Here is a 15,096-nt window from a genome sequence, read left to right as displayed (position 1 = left end):
CGTCCTCGATGCAGGCGGGAGCGGTGGCTGATATCAGCGTTAGTATACTTGTATTCAAGCAGTTCAGGGGCGCGAGCATGCAATGACTCATTCGTGACGGGTGAGGCCGGCGAAGCCGGGGAGACTCGTACTGGTGCCGACGAATCGTTCGGCCATCGCTCGATATCCGGTCGGATTCGGATGGACCCGGTCCGGAAGCAGATCGATGTCTGCGGAATCGAGGAGGGCCGTTCCGTCGAGGTAGCCGAGATGTTGATCATTCGCCATACGCTGTGTTGCGACATCGCGAAGAATCTGCCGAGTCGCCCGCAGTGTGAGACGGTCGTCACCCGTCACGGTGCCGGACTCGAGCCGCTCGAGGTCTGCCACGTGACTTGGCCCCGGCGTGGTTTCGAAGTCCGGGCTGAAGATCGGCGAAATCACAGTGATCGGTGTCGTCGGGAGGGATTCACGGATGGTGTCCAGGAATCCGTGAAGGGCCGAGCGCAGAGTACGCGCCTTCATCGTCCCTGCCGCAACCATGTTGATACCGACTTTGAGAGTGATGAGGTCGGGTTCCGCGTCTCGGATCGTTCTGGCAACGAACTGGTCGAGGTGGGCCTGCCCGGCCAATCCGAGGTTGGTCAGATCCAGACCGAGACGACGCGCGACTAGGACAGGCCAGGCACCGAGCGGATCAGGTGCTTCATTGCATTGGCTGATCGAGCTGCCGTAGTGAAGCCAGCGAGGCTGAGCCGTGGCGCGCACTGCCAGCGCGGCGTCAGATCGAGCGCCGGTGATGGTCACGCGTGCGCTTTGCGGGAGCCAGACGGTCACGGCGCGACACGTTGGCGCTCCGGGAAGCTCGAGTCGCATGCGGGTCTCCCGGCCCGGGAACTGTGTGATCCGGCCAGTCGAGTCGACAAGGTCTATTCCGTACCCTGCTTCGAGCGGGTAAGCCTGGGTGCCGGTCCCGTTTATCTCGACGACAAGCGAGGCAAGTGGCAGCGTGACGCTTTCGGAGCGCAGCACGTCCCACCGGCAGCCCAGCTCGATCCAGGAGGACGTCGTCTCGAAGTCCAGCCGAACTCCGGATCCGTTCTGCGTGACCACATCGAGGAAGCGGTCGTCGGCGTACTGCGCAACGGTCCAGGCCGGCAGCCTGCGGATATGCAGACCGGCCTCCGTGAGCTCAACGCCGAGGGCGCCGCGAGTCGCCTGGGCAATCATGTGCAGGGGGACGTCGGTGCCCATCATGACAACCATTCCGTCGGGAGCACTTCGATCAGTTCACGAGCTCGTGAACGCGGTCCCAGCCGTTGCGCAGATGCGCGCGCATCGCCTTCAACGCCTCGTCCGAGTCACCGCGCTCGATCGCCTCGAGAACGGTCCGGTGCTCCTCCCACGCGTGGTGCGCAGCCTGCCGGCTGGAATAGAGCGTGTACCTGCTCATCTGGGTCAGCACCTGGCCGAGATAGTCGACGATCACCCCGTTGCCCCCCGCGCTCGCGACGGCGAGATGGAACTCGGCATCGGCGTTCCCGAGCGCCTCAGCATGCTCCGGCAACTGCTCCTCGAGCATGCCCTCGGCGGCCGTGACGATCTCCTCGAGCTTCGCGATCCATTCCGCCGGGCCGCGCTTCGCGGCTCGGCCGGCGCCCGCGGGCTCGATCAGCAGGCGGAGGTCGTAGAGCTCCTCGATGGTGCGCGAGTCGAGGAGCGGGGATGCGGTGAACCCGATGTACGGCTCCTTCGTCACGAGGCCGTCGGCTTCGAGTCGGGCGAGGGCCTGGCGCACGGGGGTGTTCGAGACGTGCAGCTCGCGGGCGAGTTGGTCGAGGTTCAACCGCGCGCCGGGTGCGATGCGCTGTGACAGGAGACTCTCACGCAGGATCTCGTACACTTCATCGGCCAGCACGCGGCGCGGGGCCGGGCGGCGCAGCGACAGCTCGAAAGGGTCCGTTGCCAGGGGATCCGCCATATCGTCCTCCTCAGGATGGAGCATGATCCGACGCTGCTGGTCTTTCTATCGTGTTTGCATCGTCGCTCGCATTGACACGGTCGTGTCATGGCATGACGATAACAGCATCGTGTACGAAGTTTCCAGCCCAAACTTCGAAATACGAGACATCAGGTTTCTGCATCAAGGGAGAAGCACAGTGAAACCATCTATGAAGGGCCTGCGGAAGGTCCTCACCGTCGCCGCCGTGGCCGCGGTCTCGGCGATCGCGCTGTCGGCCTGCGCGGGCACGAGCACGCCGGCCAAGACCTCCGGCTCGCCGCTGGTGGTCTGGACGGATGCGACGCGCGAGGCCGCGTTCAAGGCGTACCAGACGGCGCACCCGGACGTGAAGATGAAGATCGAGGTCGTCGACGGGAGCGGCATGCTGAGCAAGATCCAGCTCGCGAACCGGGTCGGCTCGGGGTGGCCCGACGTCATCTTCGACCCGACGACGAACGAGATCGCGGCCCTGCAGAGCCAGCTGTTCAACTTCGCGGCGCCGCTCGACAAGGCGGTTCCGAAGAACGTCCAGGACGGCTTCTCGACGAAGAACTCCATCTGCAAGATCGACGGAAAGCTCTACTGCCTGCAGAACGACCTCGCGCAGTCCATCCTCTGGGTCAACAAGCCGCTGATGGCGCAGTTCGGCTACCAGGTACCGACAACGTGGGACGAGTACAAGGCGCTCGGCCAGAAGGTCGCCGCCGAGCACCCCGGCTACATCATCGGAGCTGCCGGCGGCGCGAACATCTGGTACGACTTCCTCTGGAGCAGCGGCTGCCCGCTGGCAGACGTCAAGTCCAGCAACCAAGTGCACATCAACACGGCCGACGCTAAGTGCACCCGCGTTGCCGACACCCTCGACCCGCTGCTCGCCGACGGCTCCGTCTCGCGGCTGGCCCCGTTCGATGCGGGCATGAACAAGCTCGCCAAGGACGGCAAGGTGCTGATGATGCCCGGGCCGTCGTGGATGGGCGAGTACGTCATCAAGGCCTCTACCGGGTACGGCGCGCCCGCGGGCACGATCGTCGCGGGTGCCATGCCGACGTGGACGGGCGAGACCACCAACTGGTCCGGCGCATATGGGGGCGGCATCTATGTCGTGTCGCGTCACGCAGCCGACCCTGCGGCCGCGGCCGCGGTCGCCCAGTGGGTGAGCACGAACGACGCCTACCAGAAGACCGCTCCGACGTACCCGGCCTACGCTCCGGCCGCGACGACGTGGTCGCAGACGGTCACCGCCAGCGGCTACTACGCCGAGGACCCGGTGCCGGTGCTCAAGGACCAGGCGGCGAAGATCAACCCCGCGGTCGGCGCCACGCGTTACCAGGTCGACGCGACGGTCGTGTCCACTGTGGTCGCATCGATCAAGGCGGGCGGCGACATCGCCAGCACGCTCAAGCCGTTGCAGGACCAGCTCTCCGGACTGGCGCAGGCGGCAGGGTACGAAGTCGTCACCAAGTAGGGATCGCGAGATCTCGTTGATCCATCTCTGAGGGCCGTGAGGGGCGGGCGGATGCTCTGCCCCTCACGGCCTGGAACCGAAGGAGGTTCTCTCATGGCACGAGGGACAAAGGCGCGGACGCGGGCGAATCTCACCGCGTACGGTTTCTCCGCCCCCTACGTGGTGCTGCTGCTGGCATTCGGTATCCTGCCTACCGCCTACGCGATCTACGAGTCGTTCGCGGACCTGCAGGGCGGGCGGCGCGGGTTCGACCTCTCCAACTATGTCGCCGTGCTGTCCGACTTCCGGTTCTGGCCGGCGGTCGGCAACGTGATGACGTTCATGGTCATCTGGATCCCGATCATGCTCGGCGGCTCCCTGCTGTTCGCGCTCCTGCTGCACGAACGGGTGGGCCGCGCAAGCGGCGCGCTCCGTCTTATCTACTTCCTCCCCGGTGCGGTGACCGGGTCTGCGGCGGTCCTCCTCTGGTACTTCATGCTGCAGCCGGATCTCAGCCCCTTCGCTCCGCTCCTGCACGCCATGGGATGGCACAACACCAACGACGTCTTTACCAACGCACACTTGCCGTTCATCTTTGCGACGATCGCGTTCATGACCGGGGTCGGCTCGTGGATCGTGATCATGTTCGGCGCGCTGCAGGCGATCGACCTCGACGTCATTGAAGCCGCTCGCGTCGACGGTGCCGGACCCATCCGCATCGCGATGTCCATCAAGCTTCCGCTGATCGGCAAGTACATCGTGTACATGCTCATCCTCTGCTTCGCGGGGGCGGTTCAGATCTTCGTCGAGCCGTCGCTCTTCTACGGGATCACCCAAGCCGGCTCGAACTGGTGGTCGCTCAACCAGCTGGGTTACGTCTTCGCGTTCCAGCAGGGCCAGTTCGGGCAGGCCGCGACGGTCTCCGTCATCCTGCTCGTCGTCTCGACGGTCGTCGCCCTTCTCTTCGTGCAACGCTCCCGGTTCTTCCAGACGGAGGCAGACTGATGACCTCGCAACTCGCCCCAGCCCAACCCGGCGTCTCGAACGAACCCCCCACGACCCGGGAGCGATCCCGACGTCGCCGCAAGCGCACGAGGATCTCCGCAGCGGGTGTCGTCCGACTGCTCCTGCTGTTCGGGTTCGCCGTCTTCTGCCTCGTCCCCCTCGTCTGGCTCCTCTTCGCACCGACCAAGACGAACGCGGAGATGGCGACCGGCAACCCGCTCAGCTTCGGGTCGATCCAGACGGCGCTCCTCGCGTGGCAGCACCTGGTGCAGTACAACGGCGGAGTCGTCTACGCCTGGATGGCGAACTCCGTCTTCTACTCCGTCGGCTCCGTCGTCCTGAGCGTCGCGGTCGCCGTTCCCGCCGCGTATGCCCTCGCCACGATGCGCTTCGCCGGGCGCAAGCTCATCCTCACCCTGACGCTCGTGGCGATGGTCGTTCCCGCGACCGCGGTCGTGCTGCCGCTCTTCCTCGAGCTGAACGCCGTCCATCTGACCAACACCGCGGCATCCGTCATCCTGCCCGCCGCCTTCTACCCGTTCGGGGTCTATCTCGCCTACGTCTACTTCGCCACGTCGCTGCCCAGGGAACTTCTCGAGGCCGCCCGGATCGACGGATGCGGGGAGGTGCGCGTCTTCCTGCACACGGCGCTGCCGCTCGCGAAGCCGATCATCGCCATCCTGGTGTTCTTCAGCTTCGTCGCGAACTGGTCGAATTACTTCCTCCCGTTCGTGATGCTGTCCGACACCGGCCTCTACAACCTGCCGGTCGGGCTCGGGAACCTCATCTCCGGTACTGGCGCGCTCAACCCGGCAATGGGCGCCACCGACCTGCCGATCCACTACCCCGAGGCCGCCCTGGCCGGGCTCATCGTGGTGGTGCCCGTGGCCATCCTCTTCATCGCCTTCCAACGCTTCCTCATCCGAGGACTTCTCTCCGGCTCTGTGAAGAGCTGAGAACCCCACAATGTCAAGGAGTAGCAGTTCAATGAAGATCGTCTCCGTCGACGTCCTCCTCTCAGACGAGCCCGCCGTGGACCCGGCCTTCGCTTGGCGTCACGGGCTGCCCGGCTCGGAGCCGGCCCGCACGACGGGGTGGCTCGTCCTCACCACCGACGCGGGCATCAGGGGTTACGCGCAGTCGAGCCGGGGGGTGATCCTGGCCGACCTTGTGGAGCGCCGACTCCGTCAGGAGCTCATCGGCGCCGATCCGCTCCGTCGTGAGTGGCTGTGGCATCGGATGTGGGAGCTCGACCGGATCGAGAACTTCCCGACGTACGTCATCGGCGTGGTTGACGACGCCCTCTGGGATATCGCCGGGAAGGCGGCCGGCGAGCCGGTGCACCGTCTCATCGGGTCGTTCCGCGACTCGATCCCGGCCTATGCCTCGACCGTCACGTATTCCAGCATCCAGGAGTATCTCGACGTCGCCGACCAGTGCCTGGAACTCGGATACAGCGCCATCAAGCTGCACGCGTGGGGCGACCCGCGCGAAGACGCCCGCCTCATCGCCTCGCTCCGTGAGCATGTGGGCGGGGATGTGCCGCTCATGTACGACGGGTCGGCGGGCTTCGACCTGCTCGACGCGGTCTACGTCGGCCGGGCCCTCACCGATGCGGGTTACCTCTGGTATGAGGAGCCGATGCGCGAGTTCAACATCACCGCGTACAAGCGACTCGCCGAACGCGTCGACGTCCCCCTGCTGGTGGCCGAGGTCAGTGCCGGCGCGCACATGAACACCGCCGACTTCATCGCGAGCGGCTGCGCGTCCGCAGTCCGCACAGGGACCGCGCTTCGAGGCGGGGTCACCGGCGCGCTGCGCATCGCGCACCTCGCCGACTCGTTCCACCTGCGCGCCGAGGTGCACGGCATGGGGCTGCCCAACACGCACCTGTGCATGTCGATCCCGAACACGACCTACTTCGAGAGTCTCGTCTCCTCCAACCCCGTGACTCGTGGGCCCGAAGTCGACGCCCTCGGACTCGTCCATGCTCCGACGGCCCCCGGGATGGGCTATGAGGAGCTGTGGGGAGCCGACGCGCCCGCCATCGCCTCCCACGCCATGTCCTACCGCTGATCCCCAGGAACCGATCATCGTGGTTGTCATCGATGCCCACCAGCATGTCTGGGATCTCGAGCAGGTCTCGTATCCGTGGTTGACCCCCGAGACCGGAATCCTCCGCCGCACCTACGCGATCGAGGAACTCATCCCCGATCTGGACGCGTGCGGGGTGGATGCGACGATCCTGGTGCAGGCGGCGGACTCGGTGGAGGACACGCGGTGGATGCAGCGCGTCGCCGCCCGCCATCCGCGGGTGGCGGGGATCGTCGGCTGGGTGCCGTTGGAGGATCCTGCGCGGGCCGCGGATCTCCTCGACGACTACGCGTCGGATCCTCGCATCGTCGGCATCCGCCACCTCATCCACAACGAGCCCGATGGGGACTGGCTGGTGCGACCGGCCGTGCAAGACGGACTCGCACTGCTCGCCGAGCGCGGCCTGACCTTCGACGTCGTCGCGGTGAACGAGCGCCATCTTCGCCACGTGTCGACGATCGCGAAGAATCACCCGTCGCTTCGTCTGGTCATAGATCACCTCGGGAAGCCTCCGATCGCGGCGGGGGAATGGATGCCGTGGGCCGGCGCTCTCGCCGAGGCCGCGGAGGGCCCGAACGTGTACGCGAAGCTGTCCGGGCTGAACACCGCCGCGGCGGCCGGCTGGGCGGCGCGGGATCTCGCGCCGTACGTGGATCACGCGTTCGAGGTGTTCGGGGCGGAGCGGCTGATGTACGGAGGGGACTGGCCGGTCACCTTGCTTGCTGGGGACTACAGGTCTGTCTGGCAGGCGACCGCGGAACTTCTGGCCGAACGCTCGGAGGCGGAGCGGGCCGCCGTGCTCGGCGGCACGGCCGCATCGTTCTACCGCATCGACGAGCGGGCGCTGCTGCGCCCATCGACGACCGTCTGACCCGGAAGGATTCTCATGCAAAGGTACGGATCCGTGGTCCGGTTGCGCCCGGAGCGGCAAGACGAGTATCTGCGGCTGCACGCCGATGTGTGGCCAGCGGTGCTCGCGCAGATCAGCCGCAGCAACATCACGAACTTCTCGATCTTCCTGCGAGACGGGTACCTGTTCTCGTACTACGAGTACGTGGGCGAGGACTTCGCGGCCGACATGGCAGCCATGGCCGCCGACTCGGACACGCGGCGCTGGTGGGCGATCACCGACGCGTGCCAGGAGCGCCTGGACACGGCCGCCGCCGGCGAGCAGTGGGCACCCATGACGGAAGTGTTCCACCATGCGTGATGTGCTCACCCGGCTGGGCCCACTCGGGTTCGGTGCGGCGCAGTTCGGGAACCTGAACGTCGAGACCGACGATCAGACGTGCCACGCGGCGGTGGAGGCTGCGTGGGGCGCCGGCATCCGCTATTTCGACACCGCCCCGCACTACGGTCTCGGCCTGTCCGAGCGGCGCCTCGGCGCAGCCCTCGCTGATCGCCCGCGCGACCAGTTCGTCGTGTCGACCAAAGCCGGGCGACTGCTCGAGCCGAACCCCGACTATCGCAGGGGGGACCTCGACGATCAGGGCTTCCGCGTGCCGGCGACGAGCCGTCGCCGCTGGGACTTCTCCCGCGACGGGATCCTGCGCTCCCTGGAGTCCAGTCTCGACCGGCTCGGCCTCGACCGTGTCGACATCGTCTATCTGCACGATCCGGACGAGCATTGGGAGTCCGCGTCGACGACGGGTGTGAGTGCCCTGATCGAGCTGCGCGACGAGGGCGTGATCGGTGCGGTCGGGGTTGGGATGAACCAGTCGGCGATACCGGCGCGGTTCGTCGCGGAGTGCGACATCGATGTCGTCATGCTCGCCGGCCGGTACACGTTGCTGGATCAATCGGCCCTCGACGACCTGCTCCCGCTCGCACTCGACCGGGATGTCGCCATCGTCGCCGCCGGGGTCTACAACTCGGGCATCCTCAGCTCCGTGCACGTGTCCGACGCCGCGGCATACGACTATGGACAGGCGCCGGCGGAGCTGATCGAGCACGCCCGGCTGATCGCCAAGCACGCCGAAGCGATCGATGTGACGCTGCCCGAGGCCGCCGTGAGATTCCCGTTCACCCATCCCGCGGTCCGCACCGTCGTCCTCGGGATGCGCACCGCGCGGCACGTCGCATCCGGCGCACAACGCATGCACGCATCCGTCCCTGACGCGCTCTGGACGGACCTGGCCAACTCCTCCCTCATCGATCCCCGCTGCGCGAGTACCGCAGCATCCCCCTTCCAAGGAGCAGACTCATGAAGTTCTCCCGACTCGGCGCACCGGGCAGCGAGATCCCCGTCGTCCATCTCGACGGATCCACCTACGACCTGCGACCGCTCACCAGTGACATCGATGGAGCCTTCCTGGCGTCGGGCCCGGTCGCCCGGGTTGCCGAGACCGTCGACGCCGGGGACCTCGAGCCGCTACCGGACGCGTCGTCGTTACGGATCGGGGCTCCGATCGCCCGCCCGGGAAAACTCATCTGCGTCGGCCTGAACTACGCCGGGCACGCGGCGGAAACGGGCGCCAAGATCCCGGCCGAGCCGATCATCTTCCTCAAGGGCTCCGACACGGTGGTCGGTCCGTATGACGATGTGCTGATCCCGCGCGGGTCGACGAAGACCGACTGGGAGGTCGAGCTGGGCGTCGTGATCGGGCGCACCGCCAGGTACCTCGGACCCGACGACGACGCGCTCGACTACATCGCCGGGTACGTGGTGTCGCATGACGTGTCGGAGCGGGAGTTCCAGCTCGAACGCGGCGGCCAATGGACCAAGGGCAAGAGCTGCGAGACCTTCAACCCGCTCGGTCCCTGGTTGGTCACGGCCGACGAGGTCCCCGACCCGCAGGCGCTCGCCTTGTCGCTGCAGGTCAACGGTGTGCCGCGCCAGGCCAGCACGACGGACGACATGATCTTCCCCGTCGCGGAACTCATCCGCTACCTCAGCGGGTTCATGGTGCTTGAGCCGGGCGACCTGATCAACACCGGCACGCCCGCGGGCGTCGGCCTCGGCATCGAAGGCAACCCGTACCTGCGGGACGGCGACGTCGTGGAACTGACGATCGAGGGTTTGGGCGCGGCACGGCAGAAGCTGGTGCAGGCATGACCGGGGTGAAAGACCTGGCCGTGGTCATCACCGGGGGACTCTCGGGTATCGGCCGGGCCACGGCGGAAGCATTCCTCGCCGCCGGGGCCCGCGTCGGGATCCTCGACGTCGGTGCGGCCGAACCACCCGTCGGCGCGGTCTTCCACGCTGCGGATGTCCGTAACCGCGACCAGGTTCGCTCCGCGGTCGACACGCTTGCGGAAGACCTCGGCGGCATCGATGTCGTCGTCAACAATGCAGGAGTCAGTGCGGTCGGCGCCATCGACGAGAACACCGACGAGGACTGGGCGCGGGTGCTGGACATCAACGTCACTGGCATCGCCCGGGTCACCGCCGCCGCCCTGCCGCATCTGCGGCGGTCCGGTGCCGCATCCGTCGTGAACCTCTGCTCGGTGGCTGCGCTGAACGGGCTGCCGCAGCGCGCACTGTACTCCGCCTCCAAGGGCGCGGTGCTCTCCCTCACCTACGCGATGGCCACAGACCACGTCGCGGAAGGGATCCGTGTGAACTGCGTGCGCCCGGGAACGGTGTCCGGTCCGTTCGTGGACGCCATGCTGCAGCGCTTCCCCGACCCGGTCGCGGAACGGCGCGCGCTGGACAACCGGCAGGCCACCGGCCGCATGGTCACCCCGCAGGAGGTCGCCGCCGCGATCGTCTTCCTCTCCAGCCGGGAGTCGGCTTCCATCACCGGCACCGCGCTCGACATCGACGGCGGGATGACCCACCTCCGCGTCCGCCACGACACCCAGGAGACCCGATGACCACCATCCTGCGCGCCGAGGCGCGACTGATTGACATCCCGGTGGAAACCGTCCGCACCGACGCGATGCAGAGCTTCCTCAAGCAGGAGACCCTGATCGTGCGGATCGAGACATCGGACGGGTTGGTCGGCACCGGCTACTCGTACACGATCGGCACCGGCGGCCGCGCCGTGCTGGCCATGTTGCGGGAGCATCTGCTGCCGATCCTGCCGGGGCTGGACTCGACCCGGATCGAGGCCATCTGGCAGACCCTCGCCGGCTCGACCCGGGCCACCCAGGTCGGGGCGATCACCTCCCTCGCCCTCGCCGCGATCGACACCGCGCTGTGGGACATCGCAAGCCTGCGCGCGGGACTCCCGCTGTGGAAGCTCTCCGGCGGGGCGATGGAGAAGGCTCCCCTGTATGACACCGAGGGCGGATGGCTGCACCTGACGATCGACGAACTCGTCGACAACGCGCTCGAGTCCCAGGCGAACGGGTGGCACGGGGTGAAAGTCAAGGTCGGCAAGCCCCGGATCGAGGAGGACGCCGCCCGGATCGGGGCGCTGCGCGACGCCCTCGGCCCGGACGTCGACATCATGGTCGACGCGAACCAGTCCCTCACCGCGGCGCGCGCCATCCAGCTCGCGCACGCCCTCGAACCGTTCCAGGTCGGGTGGCTCGAGGAGCCGCTTCCCGCCGACGACCTGTCCGGGCACGCCCGGCTCGCCGCATCCACCACCATCCCGATCGCGGTGGGGGAGTCGATGTACTCGGTCGGCCACTTCCGGAACTACCTCGAACACCAGGCGGCCAGCGTGATCCAGGTCGACGTCGCCCGCGTGGGCGGCATCACACCCTGGCTGAAGGTCGCCCACCTCGCCGAGTCATTCAACGTCGACGTCTGCCCGCACTTCCTCATGGAACTGCACGTGAGCCTCGTGTGCGCCATCCCCAACGGGCGGTACGTCGAACACATCCCGCAGCTGCGTGGAGTCACCACCACCCGACTCGAGGTGCGCGACGGCCACGCGATCGCCCCCTCGACCCCGGGCCTCGGCATCGACTGGAACCCCGACGCCCTCGACGCCCTGACCGTGGCCTGAGGCCGAACAACGGAGACGCGATATGACCAAGATCACCGACGTCGAAGTCGTCGACGTGCGCTTCCCCACCTCTCTGTCCGCGGACGGCTCGGATGCGATGAACAAGGATGCGGACTATTCCGCCGCCTACGTCATCCTTCGCACGGACGACCCGAGCCTGACCGGGCATGGATTCACGTTCACGATCGGACGCGGCACCGACATCTGCGTGCTGGCCGCGCGGCACCGCGCGGAACCGCTCCTCGGAGCTGACGTCGACGAGTTGCTCGACGATCTCGGTGGGACCTACCGTGCGCTCAAGGCGGACTCGCAGCTGCGGTGGCTGGGACCCGAGAAGGGTGTCGAGCATCTCGCGATGGCGGCAGTCATGAACGCTCTGTGGGACATGGCGGCTCGTCGGGCAGGCAAGCCGCTCTGGCGGCTGCTCGCGGATATGCCGGCCGAGCAGCTCGTGGACATCGCGGACCTGCAGTACCTCAGCGACGCTCTCACACGTGACGAGGCAATCGGGTTGTTGCGGAAGCTCGAACCCACGCGCGCCGAGCGGATCGCCGAGCTGGAGCGCACCGGATACCCGTGCTACACCACCAGTGCGGGGTGGCTTGGCTATTCCGACGAGAAGATGCGGCGCCTCCTGCGCGAGGCGCTCGACGCCGGATACCGGCATGTCAAGCTCAAGGTCGGCGCCGATCTGCAGGAGGACATCCGCCGCTGCCGCATCGCGCGGGAGGTGATCGGGCCCGACGCGCACCTCATGATCGACGCCAACCAAGTGTGGGACGTGCCGCAGGCGATCGACTGGGTGGGCGCGCTCGCCGAGTTCAAACCTCTCTGGATCGAAGAGCCCACAAGCCCCGATGACGTCCTCGGTCATGCCGCGATCCGCCGCGCCGTCGCCCCCATCGGCGTCGCCACCGGAGAGCACGGCATGAACCGCGTCCTCTTCAAGCAACTCTTCCAAGCGAACGCCATCGACTTCTGCCAGCTGGATTCGGCGCGTCTCGCGAGCATCAACGAGATCCTCGCCGTCTACCTGATGGCGAAGAAGTTCGGCATCCCTGTGTGCCCGCATGCGGGCGGCGTGGGCTTGTGCGAGCTCGTCCAGCACCTCTCGATCTTCGACTACATCGCGGTCTCGGGCACCCTGGAGAACCGGGTCACCGAATTCGTCGATCACCTGCACGAGCATTTCGTCGACCCCTGCATCGTCGAGAACGGCGCGTACCGCGTGCCTACCGCACCCGGCTATTCCGCCGAGATGCACGAGGAGTCGTTGCGGGAATACGCGTATCCGGACGGCACGTATTGGGCGGCTCGGACCCGGTTCCGCGGCGTCCGCACCCAGGCCGCCGTCGGCTGACGCCGGAGGACATCACTGTGCCGACGATTATTCATGAGTCCAGCGGCATCCGCCGGATTCGAATTCGACGGCGGCGTGCGGCATGTGTACACCGGCGGCTGGCGCATGGCCGTCACTGACGAGGCGATCTCGAAGATCCGAGAGATGATCACCTCCGGAGAACTCGCCCCCGGCGATCGCCTGCCACCCGAGAAGGAGCTCAGCGAGCGCCTCGGTCTGTCGAGGAGCTCGCTCCGCGAGGCGGTCAAGGCCCTGGAGGTCATCCGCATCCTCGATGTCCGACGCGGAGACGGCACTTACGTGACCAGTTTGGAGCCCCGCCTGCTGCTCGAAGCGCTTTCGTTCGTGGTCGACCTGCACTCGGACCGTTCCGTGCTCGAGATCTTCGCGGTCCGCCGCATCCTGGAACCTGCAGCGACGGACCTCGCGACCCGTGCGGCCACCGACGAAGAGGTCGATCGCCTCGCCGCGATCCTCGATTTGGTGGACCCGGGCGGATCCATCGAGGGCCTTGTGGATCACGACCTCGCCTTTCACCAGGCGATTGCCGACATCTCGGGTAACGAGTACCTGAGCCGACTGCTCGAATCGATGTCCGGGGGTACGGTTCGTGCGCGAGTCTGGCGCGGCATCACCCAGCATGGCGCGAGTGAACGCACGATTGCGGAGCAGGCATCGATCCTTGCCGCGATGCGCTCGCGTGACGCGCAGCTGGCTTCCGCGTTGACATGTGCGCACGTCGCCGGGATCGAGCAGTGGCTGCGATCGGACATGGAGAGTCGATCTTGACAAGTCCGTCGCTTGCCGAGGCCCTTCCATTCCACGCCCGCGCGGGCCGTCGGGTCGCGCCGCGCGCGGCCACGCCAGCATTGTTCGTAACGGATCAGACCAACGGTTTCGCATCGCGCAGAGGTTCGGGAAGCAACGCATCCGGCGCGTTCTGGAAGGTCACAGGGCGTTGGAATCGTCGGATCGCCGTGACGCCGACCGACGTGTGGAGCGCGTTCGTCGAGGATGGGTAGGGGCCGCCGTGGGTCATCGCGGGCGACACCGCGACACCCGTGGGCCAGCCATTCCAGACGACACGACCGGCGATGAGGGTGGCTCGATCGAGGGCGTCCGCGACGCCGGCGTCGTCCGCGCCGAGCGCATGGATCGTCACGGTCAGGCTGCCGTCGAATGGATCCAGCAGCGACGCGAGGTTCGCGTCGGACGGGTATTCGATGAGGACCGCGCTGGGGCCGAACCGCTCTTCCAGGAGTGTGTCGGAGTGCGCGAGCAGGCTCGCCAGCGGTGTTCGGAAGAGGCTGGGAGTGACCCCTTCCTCGGTCGCTGCGCCGCGTACCAGGGTGTCCACGCCCGGCACCGCATGAAAGTGCGGCTCGGCGGCGGTGTAGGCCGCCGTGATGCGGTCATTGAGCAGCTGCTGTGCCGGCGCGTTCCTCACGGCCTTCCGGGCGAGTTCGGGAATCGCCGAGCCTTCGGGCACGAACACGACACCGGGTTTGGTGCAGAACTGCCCCCCGCCGAGCGTGAAAGAGTCCACGAGTCCGGTCGCGATCTCCTCAGCGCGGCATCCGGATGCCTCCCGGGACACGATCACAGGGTTCACGCTGCCGAGCTCGCCGTAGAACGGGATGGGTCGGGGCCGCGCCGCGGCCACGTCGAACAGGGCGCGTCCGCCGGCCGTGGAGCCGGTGAACGCCCCCGCTGACACTCGCGGGTTCTGCAGAAGGCTCACCCCGGCGTTTTGGCCGTAGACCACGTCGAGCGTGCCGTCCGGGGCTCCGGCCGAGGCGAGGGCGCCCTGCACGATGGCGGTGGTTGCCGCGGACAGCTCGGGGTGTCCCGAGTGCGCCTTGACGACCACGGGGCACCCGGCGGCGAGCGCCGAGGCGGTGTCGCCGCCGGCGACGCTGAATGCGAAGGGGAAGTTGCTCGCCGAGTACACCGCGACGGGTCCAAGCGGAATCAGGTGTCGGCGCAGGTCGGGCGTTGGCCCGAGCGGGGTGTCGGCCTTCGCGTGGTCGATGACGACGCCGGCGAAGTCGCCGGTTCGTAGGTGCTGCGCAAAGGAGCGAAGCTGGTACGTCGTGCGGCCCAGTTCGCCTGTCAGTCGCGGCGGCGATAGATGGGATTCCCGCTGCGCGAGTGGCACGAGCGTCGTCGCGTTCGCCTCGAGGGCGTAGGCGATGGCGTCCAGGAGCGCGGCACGTTCGGCCGGGCTCATCCGGCGCAGCCGATCGAACGCGCCGACGGCGGCATCCACCTTCGCAGTGACGTCTTCAATCGTGGAAGTGGCGGTCATGTC

The 15,096-nt window shown here is 67.2% G+C and carries 15 protein-coding genes; 12 read left to right on the top strand and 3 right to left on the bottom strand.

The window, feature by feature from the left end; translation table 11 throughout:
* Positions 1-87: 87 nt before the first annotated feature.
* Positions 88-1,236, bottom strand: a complete 1,149-nt coding sequence (locus SM116_RS15410) for a GDSL-type esterase/lipase family protein (protein ID WP_320941848.1) — start codon at positions 1,234-1,236, stop codon at positions 88-90.
* A 28-nt stretch (positions 1,237-1,264) separates the two neighbouring features.
* The gene (locus SM116_RS15405) at positions 1,265-1,960 is read right to left on the bottom strand and encodes a GntR family transcriptional regulator (RefSeq protein WP_320941847.1); all 696 of its coding nucleotides are present in this window, start codon (positions 1,958-1,960) and stop codon (positions 1,265-1,267) included.
* A gap of 190 nt (positions 1,961-2,150) precedes the next feature.
* Here SM116_RS15405 and SM116_RS15400 point away from each other — a divergent pair, with 190 nt between their 5' ends.
* The 12 genes from SM116_RS15400 to SM116_RS15345 all read left to right on the top strand — a co-directional run bounded on the left by SM116_RS15400 (position 2,151) and on the right by SM116_RS15345 (position 13,574).
* Positions 2,151-3,446, top strand: coding sequence for an ABC transporter substrate-binding protein (locus SM116_RS15400; protein ID WP_320941846.1), 1,296 nt, complete (start codon positions 2,151-2,153; stop codon positions 3,444-3,446).
* 93 nt (positions 3,447-3,539) lie between these two features.
* A complete protein-coding gene (locus tag SM116_RS15395; protein ID WP_320941845.1) occupies positions 3,540-4,430 on the top strand; it encodes a carbohydrate ABC transporter permease in 891 nt (296 codons plus the stop codon).
* A complete protein-coding gene (locus SM116_RS15390; protein ID WP_320941844.1) occupies positions 4,430-5,386 on the top strand; it encodes a carbohydrate ABC transporter permease in 957 nt (318 codons plus the stop codon). The genes SM116_RS15395 and SM116_RS15390 overlap by 1 nt, the downstream gene beginning before the upstream one ends.
* Positions 5,387-5,417: 31 nt before the next feature.
* The gene (locus SM116_RS15385) at positions 5,418-6,506 is read left to right on the top strand and encodes an enolase C-terminal domain-like protein (protein WP_320941843.1); all 1,089 of its coding nucleotides are present in this window, start codon (positions 5,418-5,420) and stop codon (positions 6,504-6,506) included.
* Positions 6,507-6,525: 19 nt separating this feature from the next.
* Complete coding sequence (locus SM116_RS15380) at positions 6,526-7,395, top strand: amidohydrolase family protein (RefSeq protein WP_320941842.1); 870 nt, start codon at positions 6,526-6,528, stop codon at positions 7,393-7,395.
* A gap of 15 nt (positions 7,396-7,410) precedes the next feature.
* On the top strand, positions 7,411-7,734 hold the full coding sequence (locus SM116_RS15375; RefSeq protein ID WP_320941841.1) for an L-rhamnose mutarotase: 324 nt from the start codon (positions 7,411-7,413) through the stop codon (positions 7,732-7,734).
* Positions 7,727-8,731, top strand: coding sequence for an aldo/keto reductase (locus SM116_RS15370; RefSeq protein ID WP_320941840.1), 1,005 nt, complete (start codon positions 7,727-7,729; stop codon positions 8,729-8,731). The genes SM116_RS15375 and SM116_RS15370 overlap by 8 nt, the downstream gene beginning before the upstream one ends.
* On the top strand, positions 8,728-9,579 hold the full coding sequence (locus tag SM116_RS15365) for a fumarylacetoacetate hydrolase family protein (protein WP_320941839.1): 852 nt from the start codon (positions 8,728-8,730) through the stop codon (positions 9,577-9,579). Before SM116_RS15370 ends, SM116_RS15365 begins: the two co-directional genes overlap by 4 nt.
* Positions 9,576-10,340: an SDR family NAD(P)-dependent oxidoreductase gene (locus SM116_RS15360; protein ID WP_320941838.1), complete on the top strand. Its 765-nt coding sequence runs from the start codon at positions 9,576-9,578 to the stop codon at positions 10,338-10,340. Before SM116_RS15365 ends, SM116_RS15360 begins: the two co-directional genes overlap by 4 nt.
* Complete coding sequence (locus SM116_RS15355) at positions 10,337-11,425, top strand: mandelate racemase/muconate lactonizing enzyme family protein (RefSeq protein ID WP_320941837.1); 1,089 nt, start codon at positions 10,337-10,339, stop codon at positions 11,423-11,425. The genes SM116_RS15360 and SM116_RS15355 overlap by 4 nt, the downstream gene beginning before the upstream one ends.
* A gap of 22 nt (positions 11,426-11,447) precedes the next feature.
* Entirely contained in the window at positions 11,448-12,785 is a 1,338-nt protein-coding gene (locus SM116_RS15350) for an L-fuconate dehydratase (protein WP_320941836.1), read from the top strand.
* Between the two features lie 105 nt (positions 12,786-12,890).
* The gene (locus tag SM116_RS15345; protein ID WP_320941835.1) at positions 12,891-13,574 is read left to right on the top strand and encodes a FadR/GntR family transcriptional regulator; all 684 of its coding nucleotides are present in this window, start codon (positions 12,891-12,893) and stop codon (positions 13,572-13,574) included.
* 94 nt (positions 13,575-13,668) lie between these two features.
* On the opposite strand, the gene SM116_RS15340 is transcribed toward SM116_RS15345, so the two are convergent.
* Positions 13,669-15,093 carry an aldehyde dehydrogenase (NADP(+)) gene (locus SM116_RS15340; protein WP_320941834.1) on the bottom strand — a complete coding sequence of 475 codons (1,425 nt, stop codon included), beginning with the start codon at positions 15,091-15,093 and terminating at the stop codon, positions 13,669-13,671.
* Positions 15,094-15,096 lie beyond the last annotated feature (3 nt).

Source organism: Microbacterium rhizosphaerae, from assembly GCF_034120055.1.
GTDB lineage: Bacteria > Actinomycetota > Actinomycetes > Actinomycetales > Microbacteriaceae > Microbacterium > Microbacterium rhizosphaerae.
This window is presented reverse-complemented; position numbering and strand designations above follow the sequence as displayed.